General features: G+C 43.0%; 15 protein-coding genes and 1 pseudogene. 3 read left to right on the forward strand and 13 right to left on the reverse strand.

Going from position 1 to position 20,447, the window contains the following annotated elements; translation table 11 throughout:
* Positions 1 to 62 precede the first annotated feature (62 nt).
* The 3 genes from W293_RS0103655 to W293_RS0103670 form a co-directional block, all read right to left on the reverse strand.
* Positions 63 to 710, reverse strand: coding sequence for a transposase (locus tag W293_RS0103655; protein ID WP_025650624.1), 648 nt, complete (start codon positions 708 to 710; stop codon positions 63 to 65).
* Between the two features lie 773 nt (positions 711 to 1,483).
* Entirely contained in the window at positions 1,484 to 5,626 is a 4,143-nt protein-coding gene (hrpA, locus tag W293_RS0103665; RefSeq protein ID WP_025651157.1) for an ATP-dependent RNA helicase HrpA, read from the reverse strand.
* A gap of 282 nt (positions 5,627 to 5,908) precedes the next feature.
* Complete coding sequence (locus W293_RS0103670) at positions 5,909 to 7,123, reverse strand: IS256 family transposase (RefSeq protein ID WP_025651159.1); 1,215 nt, start codon at positions 7,121 to 7,123, stop codon at positions 5,909 to 5,911.
* A gap of 124 nt (positions 7,124 to 7,247) precedes the next feature.
* Between W293_RS0103670 and W293_RS0103675 the strand changes: the two genes are divergently transcribed.
* Complete coding sequence (locus W293_RS0103675; RefSeq protein ID WP_025651161.1) at positions 7,248 to 7,850, forward strand: hypothetical protein; 603 nt, start codon at positions 7,248 to 7,250, stop codon at positions 7,848 to 7,850.
* Positions 7,851 to 7,889: 39 nt separating this feature from the next.
* Here W293_RS0103675 and W293_RS0103680 read toward each other — a convergent pair whose 3' ends face one another.
* The 5 genes from W293_RS0103680 to W293_RS0103700 form a co-directional block, all read right to left on the reverse strand.
* Positions 7,890 to 8,210, reverse strand: a complete 321-nt coding sequence (locus W293_RS0103680; protein WP_025651162.1) for a hypothetical protein — start codon at positions 8,208 to 8,210, stop codon at positions 7,890 to 7,892.
* Position 8,211: 1 nt separating this feature from the next.
* Positions 8,212 to 8,802 (reverse strand): DUF1543 domain-containing protein, encoded by a 591-nt coding sequence (locus W293_RS0103685; protein ID WP_025651163.1) that lies wholly within the window; start codon positions 8,800 to 8,802, stop codon positions 8,212 to 8,214.
* A gap of 91 nt (positions 8,803 to 8,893) precedes the next feature.
* Entirely contained in the window at positions 8,894 to 9,709 is an 816-nt protein-coding gene (locus tag W293_RS0103690; RefSeq protein WP_037024920.1) for a metallophosphoesterase family protein, read from the reverse strand.
* Positions 9,702 to 10,721, reverse strand: coding sequence for an alpha/beta fold hydrolase (locus tag W293_RS0103695; protein ID WP_025651165.1), 1,020 nt, complete (start codon positions 10,719 to 10,721; stop codon positions 9,702 to 9,704). The genes W293_RS0103690 and W293_RS0103695 overlap by 8 nt, the downstream gene beginning before the upstream one ends.
* Before the next feature lie 192 nt (positions 10,722 to 10,913).
* The gene (locus W293_RS0103700; RefSeq protein WP_025651166.1) at positions 10,914 to 12,335 is read right to left on the reverse strand and encodes an SLC13 family permease; all 1,422 of its coding nucleotides are present in this window, start codon (positions 12,333 to 12,335) and stop codon (positions 10,914 to 10,916) included.
* 401 nt (positions 12,336 to 12,736) lie between these two features.
* On the opposite strand from W293_RS0103700, the gene W293_RS17320 reads away from it, so the two are divergent.
* Entirely contained in the window at positions 12,737 to 12,901 is a 165-nt protein-coding gene (locus W293_RS17320; protein WP_198015412.1) for a hypothetical protein, read from the forward strand.
* 127 nt (positions 12,902 to 13,028) lie between these two features.
* Here W293_RS17320 and W293_RS0103710 read toward each other — a convergent pair whose 3' ends face one another.
* Together W293_RS0103710 and W293_RS0103715 are read right to left on the reverse strand one after the other, a co-directional pair.
* Positions 13,029 to 13,703 carry a YoaK family protein gene (locus tag W293_RS0103710; protein ID WP_025651167.1) on the reverse strand — a complete coding sequence of 225 codons (675 nt, stop codon included), beginning with the start codon at positions 13,701 to 13,703 and terminating at the stop codon, positions 13,029 to 13,031.
* Between the two features lie 197 nt (positions 13,704 to 13,900).
* Positions 13,901 to 14,710, reverse strand: coding sequence for an enoyl-ACP reductase (locus W293_RS0103715; RefSeq protein ID WP_025651168.1), 810 nt, complete (start codon positions 14,708 to 14,710; stop codon positions 13,901 to 13,903).
* A 327-nt stretch (positions 14,711 to 15,037) separates the two neighbouring features.
* Between W293_RS0103715 and folE the strand changes: the two genes are divergently transcribed.
* A complete protein-coding gene (folE, locus tag W293_RS0103720; RefSeq protein WP_025651169.1) occupies positions 15,038 to 15,634 on the forward strand; it encodes a GTP cyclohydrolase I FolE in 597 nt (198 codons plus the stop codon).
* 236 nt (positions 15,635 to 15,870) lie between these two features.
* On the opposite strand, the gene msrB is transcribed toward folE, so the two are convergent.
* From msrB to W293_RS17585, 3 genes and pseudogenes are all read right to left on the reverse strand, one after another.
* Positions 15,871 to 17,085: a peptide-methionine (R)-S-oxide reductase MsrB gene (gene msrB / locus W293_RS0103725; RefSeq protein WP_025651170.1), complete on the reverse strand. Its 1,215-nt coding sequence runs from the start codon at positions 17,083 to 17,085 to the stop codon at positions 15,871 to 15,873.
* Between the two features lie 187 nt (positions 17,086 to 17,272).
* Positions 17,273 to 18,589 carry an iron-containing alcohol dehydrogenase gene (locus W293_RS0103730; RefSeq protein WP_025651171.1) on the reverse strand — a complete coding sequence of 439 codons (1,317 nt, stop codon included), beginning with the start codon at positions 18,587 to 18,589 and terminating at the stop codon, positions 17,273 to 17,275.
* A 418-nt stretch (positions 18,590 to 19,007) separates the two neighbouring features.
* Positions 19,008 to 20,221 (reverse strand): annotated as a pseudogene (locus W293_RS17585) (low temperature requirement protein A).
* Positions 20,222 to 20,447: the final 226 nt, after the last annotated feature.

Genomic DNA, 20,447 nt, shown 5'->3' on the forward strand with positions numbered 1-20,447 from the left:
GGTGTAATGGACAAAATTCATGCTAAAAAGTAGAAGGTAGTCGCTAATGGACATAATTCATGCTATTTGAGAGACTTTGACCCTAAAAAGTCTTTAATAAACCGCAACTTACGCTGCTCATTTAGACCATGATGACTGTGTAATTGTCGCTTGAGCTCGCTGAATAATCCTTCAAGAGAATTGGTGGTATTTGGTATATCTAAATGCTTATATTCTTGATAAATGAATAACCAATCACTATTGGTTCTGAGGCTACGATAAGCACTTCTAAGGCGCTTATGCGTGTACCACGTTCTACTGTTATCGTCATTGGTACTACGTTCATTGAGATAGGCTTCATGAGTCACATACCAGTGATCTAAGCGCTGTATGAACGCCTCTTTATCAAGCAGTTTTATTTCTAAAGTAAGTCGTCTAAGCTCGATACTTGCACTGTTCTTAGGTCGACGAGTGAGGTAGCGGGTCACTATTTGCACCTGATGAAACTGGCACATCTGGCAAGGGGTGCGGGTGAATAACGTACGCAGTCCTCGTCTACCATCACAGGTGATGCTTTGTATATCAACGCCTAACGATGCTAGATGATCAATTCCTTGTTTGTAGGCACTGTTGGTTTCATGACTGACTATCGCGTAGTAAAGAACGGCTTTAGTGGTATTGTCCATAAAAACCATTAAACCGAACTTACGACCGAAGTAAGTGGTGTCCATGATGATGTTAGCAGTATTCGGTCGCTTAACTTGATAGTCAATACTGACTGTGTCTAAGCGTCTTTGAATGGTTTTAAGACTACAGCTATACTTGTCAGCCAGTTGTTTGTAGGTCTGTTTGCCCTGAGTGTATTCCGTCCAAAGGGTTTGGTTATTGAGTCTTTTGCCACCTAAAAACTGCCGTCTGCAAGCTAGACATTGATACTGTTGTTTGCCTAGCTTGCGTCCGTTCTTTTTAGTGTGTTTATCACGACAAAAAGGGCAGTTTTTTGATTCATGGCTTTGATTCCTTGCAAATATAGACAGTATATAGCGTTAGACCCTACGCCAGCATGAATAATGTCCATTACACCTACTTTTCGAATCTTTTATTAATAACTGCTTTGGATCTGACACATAGTAAGTAATGCCATTAGAGACAAACTCATGAACCTCAAAGCTTCTTTTAAAACTGCCCCGTAACTGCACCTCTTTTTCTACGCTTGTTGGCGCGAATGCCTTCGCATTTTTATTATTACTGGCCTGTGTTTCATTACAGCCCGTACTCATAAATATAGTTGATGCAAATCCTAATATTATCAATCTACCTTTAATCATTATTTTTTATCCTGCTCAAACACCTACGTTAATGTATTGAATAAAGTCCAAGAAACTCTGGTGTAAAAGAATAATAGCCCTTTAATTTAATCAAATATTATCGACTAGATTAAAGGGCTATATCAGGCAATTGTCATATATTGTCAATTAGCAAGTTTTAAAACTCAAATCGAGCCTTAACTCACCTTATCCCACATCTTGCTTAGACGCTTCGGTGATACCGCCATACGGGTTTTCATCGGCTGGGCGAATAGCTGGATTCGATATTCCTCGACCATCCAGCGGTACTCGCTGATAGACTCATTGTTGGCGCGACCTGACAGTCGCTCCATATGCAAATCTAGCGCATAGACACCGTCGAGGTCGGCATCTAAGTTGTGCTCAAGGCGCTCAATGCGAACCTCCAGCGCCTCTAGATAGCGCGGATACTGCTGCCAATGACTGTAATCCATGCGATAGACAAAGTTGGCAAGTTGCAAATCTTCCAACTGATCTTCAATGTCTTCGATAGATTCACCAAATATCTCTCGATCGAGCATGAGCAAACTCTGACGGATACGCTGCCAGCGGGTATAAACATTTTTAAGGGTTTTTATGACCGCTTGACCGGTCAATAGAAAGCTGCTCAATACGACTTCGAGGGTCTGCTGATACTCTTCAGGCGTGAACGGTAACTCTTCGCTTAGGCCAACCGCGATATCATCAGCGCTCTCTGGCAAGGCGTCACTATGGTTAAACAAGACATAGTGCTCTTCGAGCGTCGCATCTAGTGTCGCATCGATAACGATAGTTTTTAGGGCGTCCATATCGCCAAGGGGCGCAAATGCCAGTTTGAATATTTTATCGATTTGACTGGTCAGTTGTTTTCTCTTAGCGCCAAGCTTGCCTTTGATTAAAGTCAAAACGCCGATACGATGCGCCTGCAATGCAGCGTTTACATCGGTATATTGATGAATCGATACTGCCTCGCCGGCCTCGTCAGCGACCAAGGCGGCAAACTGTTTCATCACCACGCCTGCGCTATGATGGTTTTTGCTAAAGGCAAAGTGCTCAGGGAATTCGGTATGCGTGCCTTGCTGCTCATTCACGGCTTGTCTGGTTTCACTAGCATGGCGAATTTGTAGCGTTTGTAGGTCGCGACCTTTTTCGATAATACGGTTTTTGTCATCGACCACACAGATTTGCGGCTGCAAATAACGATCGATACTAGAGGGATTAAAATTGTCTGCTGTCACCGACATAATGCCGCGACGATTTAAGGCTTGGCAAAGCTGCTTAAGTAAGCCTTGACCACCAGCGGGCTGCAATTCATCAAACAAGCTATCAGCGGTGTCAGGAATTGGTACGATTTGACGGCGGATATCTTTGGGTAATGACTTAAGTAATTGCAATACCAACTCAAAACGCCAACCAGGTACGCCCCATAACAGCTCGATAGCATCTAGCTGCGGTAGCGCAACGAGTGGCACGCGAATCGTCACTCCATCGTCATCGCTCGCCGGATCGAAGACATAACGTAGCGGCAGCTTTAAATCACCCAACTGCCACACTTCAGGAAAGTCACCTGTGGTCGGTGCTTGACTATTGAGCACGTCATCATCGGTGAAGAATAGATGCTTGGTATCAGTTTTTTCAACCTCAGCCCGCCAGTCTTCAAAGGCCTTGCGACTGGCGACATGCTCAGGGATTTTTTTGTCGTAGAACTGGTATAGCGTCTCTTCATCGACGAGTAAGTCACGACGGCGCAGCTTGTCTTCGATACGCTCAACATGAGCGATTTTGTCCATGTTATGCTGCAAGAATGGCGCTTGGCGACCTAAGTTACCCGTGACCAAACCATCGCGGATAAAGATTTCTCGTGACTCAACCAGATTGACTTGCTCGTAATTGGTCAGCTGCTTACTGATAATAATCAAACCAAATAAGCTGATCTGCGCGTAAGCTTTGACACGCCCCGTCTTTTTCGACCAATGCGGCTCAAAGTAGTGATATTTTAATAAATCACCTGCCGCTGAGATAATCCATTCTGGTTCAATTTTGGCAACGGTACGCATAAAGACTTGCGACGTTTCTACGACTTCAAACGCCATGACCCAAGGTGGTATCTGTTTAAATACCGTACTGGCTGGAAAAATTTTGGCTTTTTGCTGGCGAGCTGCTAAGTATTCACCACGATTTTCAGTCTTGTGAGCAATCGTAGACAACAAGCCTGTTAATAATGCGCGATGTAAATTGGCATACTTAACCGCTTTGATTTCTTCATCATCAATCGCCGTTGGATCGTTAGTCACGTTTTCTAACGTATCCGTAGTTTTTGCCTCTTTAACATCCGTAAGCTTGAGGTCGGTGACCATTTGCACCAACTGGCGATGGGTCTGACTCCATTCACGCACCCGCGGAAAGCTCAGATAGTTTTTCTTCGTGAATTGCTTGCGTTGATTACCAGAGAGCTTATTGCCGTCTTCATCGGTTTCAAACAAAGCCTTCCACAGACTTAGATAAAACAAAAAATCCGAGTCATCTTGACGAAATTCTGCATGCTTCTGATCCGCTTGTTGACGCTTATTGGCAGGGCGCTCGCGAGGATCTTGTACAGCAAGCGCGGCAACCACGATAAGCATCTCTCGAATACAGTCAAAATCGCTACCGGCAACTAGCATACGTGCTAGCCGTGGATCGATTGGCATACGTGCCATCTTTTGACCAGTAGGCGTCAGGCTTAGATGATCGAGACCTTTTTTTGCTTTTGGCTTGTTGGTTTGCTTAGCAGAAGCGTCTTCATCTTTAGACGTAATCGCGCCTAATTCATCGAGCAGTTTATGCCCATCAGTAACCAAGCGGCTATCAGGTGGTTCAATAAAGGCAAAATCATCCACACTACCTAAGCGCAGGTTTGCCATCTGTAAAATAACGGACGCTAAATTGGTACGTAGAATCTCAGGTTCCGTAAATTCAGGACGACCTGTGAAATCTTCTTCACTATACAGACGAATACAAACACCTGGCGCGATACGACCGCAACGCCCTTTACGCTGATTGGCAGCGGCTTGGGAAATCGCTTCGATAGGGAGACGCTGCACGCGTGAGCGATATGAATAGCGTGAAATCCGCGCAAATCCTAAGTCAATGACATAGCGAATGCCGGGTACGGTCAACGCAGTCTCAGCAACGTTGGTCGCGATAACAATACGCCGACCTCGACCTGATGGCTGAAAAATACGTTGCTGCTCTTCATATGTCTGCCGTGCAAATAATGGCAACACTTCGGTGTGCTTGGGTCCATGACGCTCTAGCACTTCTTGTAGTTCACGAATCTCGGCTTCGGTCGCGGCAAATATCAAGATATCTGCCTGATCAGCATGACCTTTGCTTTGTGCATCACCAAAGCATTCTTCTACCGCAGCCACGACCGCCCGCGGCAGGTTCTCTTCAAAATCATCGTAGCTGTCATCATCTGAGCTAGTAACCGGCTCATCAGTCAGTGGACGATAGCGAACTTCGACGGGAAAGCTGCGCCCTTCGACATTAAAAATCGGGGCTGGTACGTTACGTTTTAGTTTATTATCATAACGGCTAAAATATTCGCTAAAGCGCTTGGTGTCGAGCGTTGCAGAAGTGATAATGACTTTTAAATCAGGGCGCTTAGGCAATAGCTTTTTCAGATAACCCATAATAAAGTCAATATTTAAGCTACGCTCATGCGCCTCATCAATGATGATGGTGTCATATTTACTTAAAAATCGATCATGCCCTAATTCAGCCAGCAAGATACCATCCGTCATGAGCTTCACGACCGATTGCGCCGTACCCTGCTCATTGAAGCGAATTTTAAAACTGACCGTATTACCAAGCTGCTCGCCCAATTCTTCTGCGATACGGTTAGAGACGCTACGTGCTGCTAGGCGTCGCGGCTGTGTGTGCCCTATTTGTCCAGTGATACCACGACCTGCCAGCATTGCCAGCTTCGGTAACTGCGTCGTCTTACCTGAACCCGTCTCCCCTGCGACGATAATAACTTGGTTATCGATAATAGCCTGAATTAAGTCCTCTGCACGCTGACTCACTGGCAAATCAAGGTTTAACTTAGCAGGTAAATTTTCAGGAATACTATTGATACGCGCTTGCACGGTTTGCTGTGAGCGGGTTTTAATTTTGTCATACTGCGCACGTTTTTTAGCTAGCTCATCAACTGCTTTATTATCAGAATTGCTACTGGCTTTCTTATTCTTAGCAACAGCTGCACGCGCCAGCTCACGCTCTAAGCGACTTAGATAGTAGCTGTCTTTTGCTAGTACGGGCAGTTCTGCAAAGTTATTTATATCATTTGTTTCAGCTAAATCGCTAGCTACGTTATTTAAATTCCCAGAAAAATTATTGCTTGCTAAATTTGGACCATCATTAAAAGTATTAGACATATTTGCTTAGGCTATTTATTGTTTATAAGTGGTTTGATTATGGGGATATTTCCAGTGTGATTCAAGAAGGGTTTGTATGGATTACATTTGCATTTATGATAATTGTTGGTGAGGCATGAAAATTCATATTGTAAATTTAAGTTTAGTAATTCAGAGAGCCCATCCCATATTCTGTGTAACTGCCATTTAGATTAAATGCCTGCTTATACGATCATCAAACATAATCATAAAGCGATTCAAAGCAGACGTCCAGTTACGGATAGGCATCGACCACTTTTTAGACGCTTGGCTCGTGGCTAGATAAACAACCTTAAACGCCGCTTGATCAGATGGGAATATCTTACGCTTATTCACAGCGGTACGAATCACGCTATTTAATGACTCGATAGCATTGGTCGTATAAATGGCTTTTCTGATGTCTTTCGGGTAATTAAAGAACACCGTTAAGCCCTCCCAATTATTGCGCCAAGAGGTAACTACATGCGGGTATTTATCGCCCCAGACCTCATTAAACTGCTCAAGGTTAGCCTCTGCCAGCTCAAGCGTATCAGCGCCATAAACCGCCTTTAAATCAGCAGCTACTTTTCTCCTATCTTTCCATGGTACAAACTTCATAGAGTAACGTACCATATGCACAATACACAGCTGAACCTGCGTGTTTGGATATACCGTATTAATTGCCTCACTAAAGCCTTTTAAACCATCGACACAGGCAATAAGAATATCTTGTACCCCACGGTTTTGTAGTTCAGTGAGAACGCCTAGCCAGAACTTAGCCCCTTCATTCTCTGATACCCACATACCCAGCAGCTCTTTTTTGCCTTCAAGGTTGACGCCTAAAGCCAGGTAGATAGCTTTATTAATGATTTGCTTGTCTTGACGTATTTTAACGACAATACAGTCTAAATAAACGATAGGATATAAGCTACTTAGTGGCCGGTTCTGCCATGCTGTGATGTCATCTATGATGTTGTCAGTAACTCTGGAAACGAGGCTCGTTGAGATATCAACGTCATAGATATCTTTGATACTCTCAACAATCTCAGTGGTTGTTTGACCCTTGGCGTAAAGGAATATGATCTTGTCATCAAGGCCACTAATACGGGTTTGATGCTTACTGACCAGCACAGGCTCAAAGCTGACACCGCGGTCTCTTGGGGTGGATATCTCAAGATCGCCTGTGTCACTGCGGACGGTCTTTTTAGTGTGGCCGTTGCGCTTATTGGGCTTGTCTGCCTTCTCATGTTTAGGGTAGCCGAGATGCTCTTCCATCTCAGCTTCCAAGGCAGTATCGATAAAGGATTGCATGAGCTGCTTTTGAAAGTCTTTGATGTCATCGAAGCTGTTCATGCTACCAGCCATTTGCTCGGCCAGTTTCTTGATGTCAGATTGAGTAGTCATTGCTTATTCTCCTGTTAATGGATTATAAGCAGTTACACAGTTTTTAGGAAAGGCTCAATTCAGACAAATGTCATTTAAAATAATGGTCTCTGATTACTCTACAACCTTCAACTATGGACATATTATGTCAATTTTCTTATATAAAAAGATTACTTTATTATCTGTGTTAGCCATTACTCTTATAGGGTGTTTGAGCACAAAACCTTATGAGCCTCCTAGAAACGCTGATACAGCAACACTGGCTTACGAGATTGACCCAGCATCATTTTATAGCCCTGCTAGATTCATTGACAAAGGTTATGTTGAAAGAGTTGACATCCAATTAGTACCAAGCCCTCTCTCTATTGCTCTTGCCGTTAATGGTCAGGCTGAAACTGTTTACATGAATTTGGGTAAGCGCGGTGCTTTCAACGAAATAAATACTTTTGAGGCCAATAAAAAATTAAGGTTTTCTTATCAGCATCAAATGGTCAAAGGTCTAGGCGATTGGCCAATATTATGCGTTGTTACCGTAGAGGCTATCCTAGTACCCAATGGAAGTTACTTACTAAAAGGTAATACAACCAGCGAAAACTTTAGAAGTAAAACGAATTTTATGGGTGAAAAGATAGAAGCTGAAGATACTGGGTGTCAAATTCAAATTATCGATACTAAATCAAATAAGGTTGTAGCAGAAAACCGTACATCAGTATTTGAAAAAATAATCCCCTTTTATAATCGATTTTAAATACTCTAACGTGATTCTTAAATGAAAACAGTACAGCCATTACAACGTGCTACTCGTATGAATAACCTGTTGTTTAGTAGCAGCCTCCATAAAAAAGGTCTGCAAATTTTGCAGTGGCACCCTAGGAAAAGGTAGGTGTAGCGAGAGTATTAACTTTTCAAACCCTACCATCTCATCAGCCAATGCTTGAGCAATATCAGGTTGAATCTGCGGATTGTCATACAGATTATCAATTAACCAAGTGAGTTGCGGAAAATTGGCATTGTCATGAATCTGATATAGTGCTGGCACTAGCTCATCAGAGATTTGGCAGCACGTTTTGCGAATTATGCCGTTCTTAAAGTACATATTTAAAGCCATATTATGTCAACTTCCTTAAATTCTTAATACTGAGGTAACCGACGTACTCTTTATCATCGTCGGTTTTTGCAAGTGCATGACTATCATGAGCAATAGGTTCAATTAAAATCTGTACGTTTGAGATAAGATCATTAACGTTATAAATATCATCGATATCCACCGCAAATTTATCATCAATATGCGACGCGGCATCGAAAGGTGAATCTTTATCTTTAAAAGTAAATTCTTTATAAAATGCACTCTGTTTGGCTTGTTTGATAGCCTCTGCTTGAGTGGCAGCAACGATAAGTAGTTTGTAATGAAACTCTTCGAAGCTCCCCTGCTGATAGCCGCCTAAATTAATAAAGAACAGTTTTAAACCATTATTGCTATCTCTAATTGCTGATTCGACTAACTTTATCGAGTGATTACCGATCTTAGTAATAGCGCGATACGAGTCGATGTGCCATTTATTTTTGACTTCAGGCCAATGGTGATTAATATCGTCTATCAACTCGCTCACCTGATTGGCCACGCCAAAAAACATGTCATGCTGCTCAATCAAACGACCTTTTGGGCGACCACCAAGTTGCACCATAAATAGTGTTGGCATCTTACACAGTCCTTATTAAATATATAAAATCCATCGTTAGTCTACTCAATGTTATCAGCTTGGTCTAAAGGCAGTTTGACCATTCCTATAGTTATAACACCCGCCCTGTCCTTAGCGCAAACGCCCAATCTTCACGACCGTTCATTGCAGCCAATTTGGCCGCAGCTTCATAATCGTAAGGCACTTTGATATGCTCAACTTGCCAGCTTGTATCTTGCTTAGTACTTTGTATAGTACCTTGCTCAGCACCAACGCATTTTTTAATAAGTGCGTAACTGGCATGGGGCGAATAGGTTTGCATTTTATGCGCGATAGGCAAATTATCTTCATAGGCTGGATAACCAACGCTACCTGTATTGACTATCGTTTGCCCTGTCGATAGCGTAACGGTACGTGGGATATGAGTATGACCACAGATGATAACGGCACTCTCAATACTGTTAAGCAATGTCAGAATATCTGCGTCATCACGTACTATCGGCTGCCCTGTTTCGATATTCTCGAGCATATATACCATGTCATCGGTTGGTGACCCGTGGCATAGATATACATCTTCACTGACATGATAATCAAACGGCAAAGCTTGCATCCATTCAACCGCCACTTTAGGTAAGTCTTCAAGGATAAAAGCCATGGTTGCGTTATCAGAAATATCCGCCGCTGTCGCTTCATAAATCTGTCTATCCTGATTACCTCGAATCGTAATGATATCGTTCTGATGCGCCATGAGAAGCGCATAGGTATCTTTAGGGGCAATAGGTCCGTATAAAATATCACCCAGATTGACAATTTGATCGATATCGCGACGTTTGATATCAGCCAACACAGCTTCAAGCGCGAAGACGTTGCTATGAATGTCGGAAACAGCGGCTATTGTCGTTATTCGTTTGTTTTTTGGATTATTCATCTATTTGTTCACCAACCAAAAACTGCTGTACTACTTTAACCGTCGCTACGGAATCCTCTTCGTGTGGTACATGTCCCAAATTATCAAATACCTTTAACTGGCTATTAGCGATATCTCGATGAAACCGTTTGGCGTTTTCTACTGGGATTAGGTCGTCTTGCGCACCCCATAAGATGAGGGTTGGTAAATCCAATTGTTTGATTTGTGCTTGATTTGCCGTGTTATCCATCTCCAGCAAGCGGCGGTTTAGCGCCAGACGGTTGCCTTGACGCAAAGTCAAATCGTAATAACGATCCACTAAAGCCTCATCGACTTTGCTGTCGTCCGCGTAGACGCTTAAGATACTTTTTTTCACAACATCACGCGGTAGCACACGGCTAAGCAGTGGAGTCAATATGGGGTATTTCGCCAGTTTAAAACCAATAGGCACCTGTTTTGGCGTTGCAGGGTAGCCAACTGCATCGATCAATATGAGTTTATTAACCCGCTCAGGATACAATGTTGCAGTACGCCAAGCGATTTTACCACCTAGCGAGTTGCCTGCTAACGTCACGCGTCCCACTTCTAAATAATCCAGCACATCAATGACGAACTTAGCATAATTGGCACTGTCATACCGAGTGGATTTATCAGTATAAGGGCCGGTCAAGCCAAACCCCGGCAGATCCATGCTGATAACACAGTAGTCATCACTTAACTCATGCGTCCAGCCCTGCCATGTATGCAAACTCGCTGAAGTACCATGTAACAAAACCAGTGTTTCCGGTAGCGATGCGCCAGTGTTCACTGCTTCATTCATTTTGGCTTGGCTACGAAACACCTCACACTTATCTGACCGTACAACGTGTGCCTGCATTCCTTGCACACTTATAAACTCACTATTGGGTAGTTGCCAGCGCTTTAAATCAGCGACGCTTCTATCGGCCGCCCAATAGAGTGCGATTAAAGCTATCAATAAAACAAGCAATCCTAAAACAATAAAGACCATGATTTTCGTCAGACGTTTTGCCATTTTTATTAAATCCGTTTAATGAGATGACGCTAATATGTGATGTTAATCTCGTTCAAACCTGTTATTACTTATAAACAAACAAATATTAAGTATTTTATACAGACATTCAGGCCAATAGTAAATAAAAAACCCGATGCTTGAGAGTAACTCAAACATCGGGTTTAATGGTTTTATAGTCAGATTATTATAAGGCTAAATTAAGAAAAAATACGCCCACAGCCCTACTACAAAGGTGGCGATGATATTGAGAATGATACCAGTACGTATCATCTCTGACTGCTTGATAAGCCCCGTACCAAATACAATCGCGTTTGGTGGTGTGGCGACAGGAAGCATGAAGGCACAAGAGGCTCCAATACCGATGACCAATACCAACACTTCATGGGGCAAACCCATCTGCTCAGCAATAGCAGCAAATACCGGTACTAATAATGCGGCAGAGGCAGTATTAGACGCAAACTCTGTCAAGAAGATAATAAATGCCGATACCGCAATCATCACGATAATAAGCGGTGCAGAGGATAAAGCATTAGCCACGGTCTCGCCTAGCACTAAGGAGGCGCCAGAAACTTTCAAAATTGTTGATAGTGCGATACCACCACCGAACAACATGAGCACACCCCAATCAGTATTGTCAGAGACTTGCTTCCACGATACAAGTCCCAAGCTCACTACCGCTGCTGCTGCAGACAATGCAATGACCGCATCGGTATCGGTGATATCAAGTGCCGCACCGATTTTTTTGGAGAATATCCAACTGAGTGCTGTCACGATAAAGACAATAATCGTCACTACCCGAGGCTTATTCCACTCAATAGGTTCCTCTTCGACAAGGACGACCGTACGATTAAGATTGGGTTTCAGGAACAAATACATCGCCCCCAGTAATAGTGGCAATAGCACTAACATCATTGGAATACCGAATTTCATCCAATCGATAAACGCAATATCAAGCGCTTTTGCCGCGATGGCGTTAGGCGGTGAACCAACAATCGTACCCAGACCACCCAAACTGGCAGAGTAAGCGATACCCAATAATACAAACACAAACGTACCGCGATCTTTTTCGCGGTCAACCTGCGTCAGGATACCGAGCGCAAGGGGTAGCATCATCGCAGCTGTGGCAGTGTTCGATATCCACATCGACAAAAATGCAGTGACCCCAAATATTAAAAATACAGCCGTGCCAAGCTTGCCACCTGACATCGATAGAATTTTTAGCGCAATTTTTTTGTCCAATTGCTGTACATGCAAGGCGGCAGCCAAAGCAAAACCACCAAAAAACAAGTAAATCGTTGGGTTAGCAAAACTCTGCAAGCCAATTTCGGCATCGAACTCTGGAATACCAATTAGCGCACCAACGACCACCACCAATAGTGCAGTGATAGTCACATGTAACGCTTCAGTCAGCCATAACACGCCGATAAAAAACAGCACGGCCAAGCCTTTATTGGCATTGATATCAAACGGCAATACATTATAGATAATCATACTGACAATAGCGGCAATGATAACCACTATTAGACCTTTACCCGTGCCCTTCGGAAAGGTATCGGTGAATAAATATTCATTGCCATCATCGGGCAGATGGCTATCTAACTTTTTCTCTGACATAACATATCCTTATTGTCCTCAAAGACGCTGTAAAAATTGAAATATAAAGATGACTTCTGAAAACTATTAGTCACTATTGTAAATGACACTATTACAAATGACACTGAACAGAAAATTAGTTGGTATAAAGATTTTATATATTTATGCCAAATTCTACTTTTCATAGCACTCTAAATACTGCACTTATTTGAATAATTTAAATCCATCATAGTGGCAGTTTATTTTTTTGCCGCAAGCTTGGTGATATCCCGTTACACATCGTCACTAAACAAGCGCACATCGCATATGTACAACGAGGTGGCGCTATCACATACTTAATGAGTAGAATAAGAACTAAACACCAATAAATGTTTAACGTCCTTATCTTTATTGGAAGTTATTAAAACAAACAGGAGTAAAGTATGACAGACTCAAATAAAACGGATGCAACCACGAAGATGGCACCAAAAGACATCAACCAAGACGGTCTAGATAAAAAAGACCAACAACGTACCGATGACTCTGCCCTCGATATGATGCAAGGTATGCACGAACATGAAGACCACAATCCAGAAGAAGACAAATAGTTCGATTCAGTATGGCTCAATACCCTAAAATTGAGCTTTGTGGTTAAACATTTAGCATTATTAATTGTTTAAAATAGCTATAAAAAATATTCTAGAAGCGCTTATCTTGATGATGAGCGCTTTTTGGTTATGGCTGTCTCTGTTCCGGCAGGTGATCTGAGGCATAGTTATAAACGAATGCCGCTGTCAGTACAATCGTGATTGGCACGAACAATGCGCCATAGCCAATTTTGGCATATAGAAAGGCACCGACTACCCCGCCACTACAAAAGCAATACCAAATAATCGCTTGAAAGCCCAATGTTGGCTTACTGATTGAGCGTCCTGCCAACCAATTGCCGATAGCCGCACCCATGTCTGATGTTAGACCGGTTAAATGGGTGGTACGAATGACAGCACCGCTATAGGTCGCTACCATCGCATTCTGTAATCCGCATGCCATTGCCGCTGCTAATTGTCCAAAGTAATCATGCTGTTTATAAAGCAGATAGCTGATAAGCAATAAAGCGGCTTCAATATATAAGGCCTGTCCGTAACGCCGACCTAACTTTAATGACCTTTGTCCAATGACAAAACCACTTAATATTGCCCCCGCCAAAAATGATAGCAACGACGCGCCAATATATAAAATGCTGCGGGCATCAAAATAGGCAATAGCAGCAGCAAATAGGCTCACATTGCCAGTGACATGCGACACGGATAAATTGGTAAATCCCATTAATGCTGCCGTATTGAGGCAGCCCGCACTAAAGGCAAGTACAGCACCGCCCCACAATATCCACCTTGGTAATTTGGTTATCATATCTAGCACCTAAAGGCTTGTTACCAAAAAGCCCGTAGTATAACCAAAAAAGACAGCCGGTTGGCTGCCTTCTCTGTCATTACTATGATTGCACTAAAGGTTTGTCATGGTCAATGGATTTTATAAATCTCAAGAATTAGAGCATATTGAATATTCAACACACCCTGATAAAACACAATTAAAGACCTTTTAAACAATTACTGCTGTGGCTCATCAAGCATCATCAATTGCTCACTGATAGCAACAGTATTAAAACCAGCGTCAACGAACATAATCTCACCAGTAATACCTGAAGCCCAAGGCGACAATAAAAATAGTGCCGCATTTCCCACTTCTGTTTGGCTGACATTACGCTGTAGCGGTGCAATTTTTTCGCTAATATCCAGCATTTTACGGAAAGACTTAATACCACTGGCAGCTAGCGTGCGGATAGGACCTGCCGAAATAGCATTGACGCGGATACCTTCACCGCCCATAGAGGTCGCTAGATAGCGAACACTGGCTTCAAGACTGGCTTTTGCCATACCCATGACGTTGTAATTTGGCAATACCGAAATACTACCTTCATAAGTCAAGGTCAGCATTGAGCCGTGGCGCATGGCCAAAAGCTCTCGTGCTGCTTTGGCTAGCGCGACAAAGCTATAGCTGGAGATATCATGAGCAATATGGCTGCCTTCACGCGTTGTGGCGCTAACGAAATCACCATCGAGTTGATCCATCGGGGCAAAGCCAATCGCATGTACCACACCATCGATACCGTCGCCCCAATGTGCGGTGACTTGCTCAAAACACGCCGCGATAGACTCATCAGAAGCCACATCACACTCTAATACCAAGTCTGCTTCGAACTTCTCCGCAGCCATATCAACGCGTTTTTTAATCTTATCATTAGGATAGGTTAAGATGAGTGACGCGCCTTCGCGGTGCAACGCCTCTGCGATAGCCCAAGCAATAGAGAGTTTGCTGGCGATGCCAGTGACGACGAACCGTTGTCCTTGCAGTAGCATAATATTTCCTTTTGAGTCGATCAACGTTATTTATTTAGTTTGTTTTAATAGGATAATAACCATGAATAAAAAAGATAGATATACAGATGACTTATTATACACGAAATAATTTAAGTATACAGTCGTAAACTATTTTGAGTATTCAACGAGTGACTATATTGATTAAACACTTAACTACTGCCACAGCGGTATGAAGTTGAGCAGATTTCAAGTATAATCACAGCCCTCCCAGCTTGCACAATTTTTATAAAAATCCTTTATAACCGTTGTTTATAAACAAGGATTTAGCGTTAAGCTACACCCACATTTTGGATGGCTGCCAAACTTATGAGTAACACCCCTATCGTCTCCTCAGATTATCAAGAAAGCGTTGTATCCTATCGTCAACTGATTGAATCAACTGGCGAAGACTTAGATCGTCCTGGATTGCTAGATACGCCTATTCGAGCGGCAAAAGCATTTGCTCATTTAACCCAAGGCTATCATCAAAGCTTGGATGAAGTGGTCAATGACGCGGTATTCCCGTCGACCAATCGCGAATTGGTTTTAGTACAAAATATTGAGTTTTATTCGTTATGTGAGCATCATATGCTCCCCTTTCATGGGGTGGCACATATCGGTTATCTGCCAAACGGACAAGTCTTAGGGCTGTCAAAGTTTGCACGTATCGTCGATATGTTTGCTCGCCGTTTGCAAATTCAAGAAAACCTGAGTGAGCAAGTGGCACAGACCATCATGGACGTGACGGGCTGCCGTGGTGTAGCTGTGGTAATGGATGCATCACATATGTGTATGATGATGCGCGGTGTCAATAAGCAGCATTCGACCACACGCAGCACAGCAATGCTTGGTGAATATGTGCATGATAACCAAGCACGCAACGAGTTTTTAAATGCCGTACCTAAGCGTCAACCGGCATTTTAAAATGGTATTCTATAGTGAGTGAAAAGTAATATCGACACATCACGCACTGCTGCTATCAATCTTCTTGCTTGCTGTGCCTGCGTAGACAGAGGCTACAAAAAAACGATAGCAGCAATACCGTCGCGTTTTTAGGATGTTTTGACTATAGAACAAAAAAGGGACACTCATCAAGTGTCCTTTTTTTATGCAATTCAGATATGTTTAAAACAGAGATACTGTGCCGTGTTGAGCAAATCCTAACTCACTGATTTTACGGCATCAATCCAGTTGCCATAACCTGCTTCTTCCATCTTCGCTAATGGAATAAAACGCATTGCGGCTGAATTCATGCAATAGCGTTTGCCCGTTGGCGCTGGACCATCATCAAATACGTGACCCACGTGCGAATCAGCGTAGCGGCTGCGGATTTCGGTACGGGTTGAAAAAATACCACGATCTTCTTTTTCGACGACCACGTCGGCACTCAACGGACGGATGAAGCTAGGCCAGCCTGTACCAGACTTGAATTGGTCACGAGAAGAATATAGCGGCTCGCCCGATATCACATCGACGTAAAGCCCTGGCGCTTTATTGTCCCAATAAGCGTTATCAAAGGCGCGCTCGGTACCTTCTTTTTGCGTAACTTTATACTGAATATCACTCAGCGACTTTTTCAGCGTTTCCTGTGTTGGCTTCACAAAGGTTTTTGGGTTGAAGCCCGTGCTTGCTTTAGTTGTTGCTGCTTCATTTGAGGCCGCCGGTTTAGAGCTGGCCGCAGCCGGTTTAAACTGGTTAAAATCTAGCTCATAGTCTTTGCCATAGACGCTTTCGATAAATTGATAGCGACCAGAGTTGAAGGTATAAGCTTTATAGCGTAGTGGGTTCTTTTTATAATAATCCTGATGATACTCTTCTGCTGGATAAAAAGTGCTCGCAGGTACAATTTCGATCACCACTGGTTTGTCATATACCCCAGAGTCCTGCAATGATTGCTTGGCAGTTTCTGCTATCTGTTTTTCTTGCGCATTATTATAAAAAATAGCGGGGCGATACTGCGTACCTCGATCCACATACTGACCTTTATTATCAGTGGGATCAGCAATGCGCCATAACGCCTGTACGATACCGTTATAGGTAATCTGTGTAGGGTCATAATATACTTGCGCCGCTTCCGTATGACCCGTACCACCTGCTGATACTTGTTTATAAGTTGGGTTTTCGACATTACCACCTGTATAGCCAGACACCACTTCTATGACCCCAGGGATTTTCTCATAGCCTGCTTCCACGCACCAAAAACACCCACCAGCGACCGTTGCTACTGCCAGTCCTGGAGTCGTCGGCGCATAAGGATTGGCAGCATTTACATCCTTCACAGCGGTGTTGGTTTCGGTAGAAGCACAACCTGCGTACAACGCACTGCTTGCCACGATCACTAATCCGATAATTCTAGACGGCAATATACGATTCATAACTATTTCCTAAAAGAATTTTCGTGTAACTATAGTGACCCCTTGGTGTCACCACAATATTCCTATATTGTTATATATATATAAAACGAGTTCAATTGTTTCTAATAAAAAAAGCCTATTATCCTATGATAATAAGCTTTTTTAGTTTATCAGCGACATGATTAAATAGATAAAATAATCTATGCTGCTATGCTGCATTGTCACTATTTTTATCTTTACCAGCAAGAGCTTCACTTTCTTGCATAATCTTGGTCAAGATTTCCTTGATACCAGACGCTGGCATATAAGTCGGCACTGCATAGGTATCACTGACTTCTTTAGCAGCGGCTTTAGCGATACTGTCAAAGTCACTGCTTTTCATACCTTTGACGGTTGGATCAATATTTAAGCTTTTGATCAGCTCTCGTACTTGGGCGATTAAGTCATCTGCTATCTGACCATTGCTACTACTCGCTTGATCGTGCTTGACCATGCCCGTTTTTCTTGCCAATGTTGCCAGTCGTTTTTCACTTGCTTTACGATTTAAGTCCAATACATAAGGCAAGACGATGGCATTCGCACGACCATGAGGAATACTATAATACGCGCCTAATTGATGAGCGATAGCATGAACATAACCGAGACCAGCTTTATTAAAGGCAATACCACCGTAGTGAGCCGCAATACCCATCGCTTCACGGGCTTTTAAATCCCCACCATCTTTATAAGCCATCGGTAGATATTTCATGACAGACTTAACAGCCGAAGCTGCATAGTAGTCAGTCTCTACGCTTGCGTTCACGCTCATCCACGCCTCTAGTGCATGGGTCAATACATCAATACCGGTATCGGCTGTGATATGCGCAGGCATGCCTTTCATAATGACCGGATCGATGGCCGCTGCTAATGGCACCATTCTTGGATCAATAGATAAGGCCTTTTGATGGGTTTCATCGTCTGACACTACCGCACCAAGCGTTGCCTCTGAGCCCGTACCAGCAGTAGTAGGAATACAATATAGCGGCGTAGAAGGTTTTCTGGCTTTTAGAATTCCAATAAGTTGTCTAGGTTTACAATTATTGCCCTGCGACATTGCAATCATCTTAGCCGCGTCGATGACTGAACCGCCGCCGATAGCCAGTATAGAGTCGCACTTAGCATCGATAGATTTGCGCAGGCCTTCTTCTATGACCTTAAAAGTAGGGTCTGGTGTCACACCATCATAGAGCTGATAGCGGATGTTTTTACTATCTAGATAGTCGGTCACTTTGGCAGGTATACCAAGCTTATTCAATACGGCATCAGTGACGATAAATACATTGCTACTACCTTCGTTAATGAGCATATCACATAACTCATCACAGGCAGTCTCACCAACGAATAGCATCGGTCTTCTGATAGGCACTACGTAAGAAAAGGCTTTTAATACTTTGGCACGCGTCTTGGCAACTGCCAAATAACCAACATGCTGTAATGGATTGTTATTTACTAACTTAGAAAGACTGCTTTGTTTTTTGCTGGGCATAAAAAATCCTTTTTTAATAATGCTTTTAATAGCAGTTATAACTGTGTTAATTCCACCAACTAGGGCGTGTCTCAATTCAAACGATAGTCATCTAAATGGACTAAAAGTGGTTAAATTTCGCTAAACAGCGTTAAATAACCCGTTAATATATCGATATTATCTGCTCTATTTTCCTTGTTTAACTACGATTTATCTCATTTTTAGCACCATTTTTAAAATGAGGACATGCCTTGGGAGCGAAGCCAAAACAGGTAAATACATAAGTAAAATATATATCGATAGAGTAGACTCGTGTCCAAATTTATTGTACCACTGCATTTTTTAGGATGTCGTGATTATTATGAACTGCTATGTTCTGATTTTTTAGAAGGTTTTATCGAATCGTCCAATAGCAGCAGTATTCATAAATAAGGCAACCTTAATTCTCTTCTTTGACCAGCCACTGGTTATTGTCTTGCCCAAAATACCAAATCATCACCACAGGTGCCAAGATACTCAGCCAAATGCCATAGGTGATTGGCAATCCCTGCGTGACCGCTATATAGCTCAGTCCAATGATGGTCAGTGCAAGGAGCATCGCAATAACATTATGGCTTGATCTACGGCACATCAATTCTCGTAAGATGGTCAGCGTCAATAAAAATACCACCAACATGCTCATTAGCATGCCCATTGCATAAGGTTCTGAGATGATTTTTTTGGCGCTATCACCCGTTTCACCGGCGACGGATTCGGTAACCAGATTCAGCATACTACCCAAACCTGCTAAGGCAGCAAAGATAAAAAAGTGCCCATAACCAAATAAAGACAAGTCATGACGTCGGCGCTCTTTATTTAAAATGGTATCAAATGGCACGATAAAATACAGCCACCATAAAGAAAACACGAGAGCGACTAAGCTTGAGCCGAGTAACAGGATGCTACTCGCAGCCGAGGTAGAGTTAACCAAAAAATATTGAATACTGTTACTAACGCCTACGACGCCCTCACCCAATACGATAATGGTAATAGTCCATAACGCTCAGCAATGTGTCCAGGATGCCAGTTATCAAACTGCTCTGAACGCGCCCATACTGGCATGAGTAGCTCTGCTGCTATGAACAAAAACAAGGCGGGCGTTTGTAACACGGATGGTAAAAATAACCAGATAATCCACAACGCCTGTAAAGTTAACAGACCGACCATGCTGCGCCCAGCGACTTTTTTATGGTCTGGGACTTGTCGATAGACGCGCCACCATTGACTACAGCTCGCTAGCCGCATAATGGCATAACCCGTCACCCCAATCCAAGTCAGCCCTTGCTCATAAAACTGATGAATGTTGGCCGCTATCATAAGAGAGCCAAACATCTGGAACATCACTGATAAGCGATAAAACCAATCATCAGGGTCATAGCCTGACGCAAACCACGTAAAGCTGGTCCACGCATTCCACAGAATAAAAAATGCCACAATAAAGGTCAAAAAACCTGAAAGATCGTGCTCGCTTAGGCGGTCATAAAAACCAGCGGCGGCGGCGGCAACAGCAATGACATAGGCCAAATCAAACAACAGCTCAAGCGTGGTTGACGGTCGATTTGGCTCGTTAGGGTTTCGGGCTTGGATAGGTTTTATTTTGAGCCTGCCGATCATGTAGAGTGTTCCACTTATTTCAAAATTAGTGCAGCTACATGATTATGTAATTACGTAGCTATTCATTTCTGACTGTTGATCTTTTAATAGGGTCTGTTGAACATTCAAATATTAGGACTGCTGATCGCTAAAATCGTCCCAAACCTTTTATCAAATCAGGCGTAAACCGATGATAATGTCGAGACCTTAGCTAGGTTTACAACAACGTTTGGGGTGGTTTTAGCAT

This window comes from Psychrobacter sp. TB67 (assembly GCF_000511065.1).
GTDB lineage: Bacteria > Pseudomonadota > Gammaproteobacteria > Pseudomonadales > Moraxellaceae > Psychrobacter > Psychrobacter okhotskensis.

What these genes read in the sequence shown, in the direction of transcription:
- W293_RS0103655 (WP_025650624.1), bottom strand. Translation starts at nt 710, where the DNA reads ATGGACACCACTTACTTCGGTCGTAAGTTCGGTTTAATGGTTTTTATG.
- W293_RS0103670 (WP_025651159.1), bottom strand. Translation starts at nt 7,123, where the DNA reads ATGACTACTCAATCTGACATCAAGAAACTGGCCGAGCAAATGGCTGGT.
- W293_RS0103675 (WP_025651161.1), top strand. Translation starts at nt 7,248, where the DNA reads ATGTCAATTTTCTTATATAAAAAGATTACTTTATTATCTGTGTTAGCC.
- W293_RS0103680 (WP_025651162.1), bottom strand. Translation starts at nt 8,210, where the DNA reads ATGGCTTTAAATATGTACTTTAAGAACGGCATAATTCGCAAAACGTGC.
- W293_RS0103685 (WP_025651163.1), bottom strand. Translation starts at nt 8,802, where the DNA reads ATGCCAACACTATTTATGGTGCAACTTGGTGGTCGCCCAAAAGGTCGT.
- W293_RS0103690 (WP_037024920.1), bottom strand. Translation starts at nt 9,709, where the DNA reads ATGAATAATCCAAAAAACAAACGAATAACGACAATAGCCGCTGTTTCC.
- W293_RS0103695 (WP_025651165.1), bottom strand. Translation starts at nt 10,721, where the DNA reads ATGGCAAAACGTCTGACGAAAATCATGGTCTTTATTGTTTTAGGATTG.
- W293_RS0103700 (WP_025651166.1), bottom strand. Translation starts at nt 12,335, where the DNA reads ATGTCAGAGAAAAAGTTAGATAGCCATCTGCCCGATGATGGCAATGAA.
- W293_RS17320 (WP_198015412.1), top strand. Translation starts at nt 12,737, where the DNA reads ATGACAGACTCAAATAAAACGGATGCAACCACGAAGATGGCACCAAAA.
- W293_RS0103710 (WP_025651167.1), bottom strand. Translation starts at nt 13,703, where the DNA reads ATGATAACCAAATTACCAAGGTGGATATTGTGGGGCGGTGCTGTACTT.
- W293_RS0103715 (WP_025651168.1), bottom strand. Translation starts at nt 14,710, where the DNA reads ATGCTACTGCAAGGACAACGGTTCGTCGTCACTGGCATCGCCAGCAAA.
- folE (WP_025651169.1), top strand. Translation starts at nt 15,038, where the DNA reads ATGAGTAACACCCCTATCGTCTCCTCAGATTATCAAGAAAGCGTTGTA.
- msrB (WP_025651170.1), bottom strand. Translation starts at nt 17,085, where the DNA reads ATGAATCGTATATTGCCGTCTAGAATTATCGGATTAGTGATCGTGGCA.
- W293_RS0103730 (WP_025651171.1), bottom strand. Translation starts at nt 18,589, where the DNA reads ATGCCCAGCAAAAAACAAAGCAGTCTTTCTAAGTTAGTAAATAACAAT.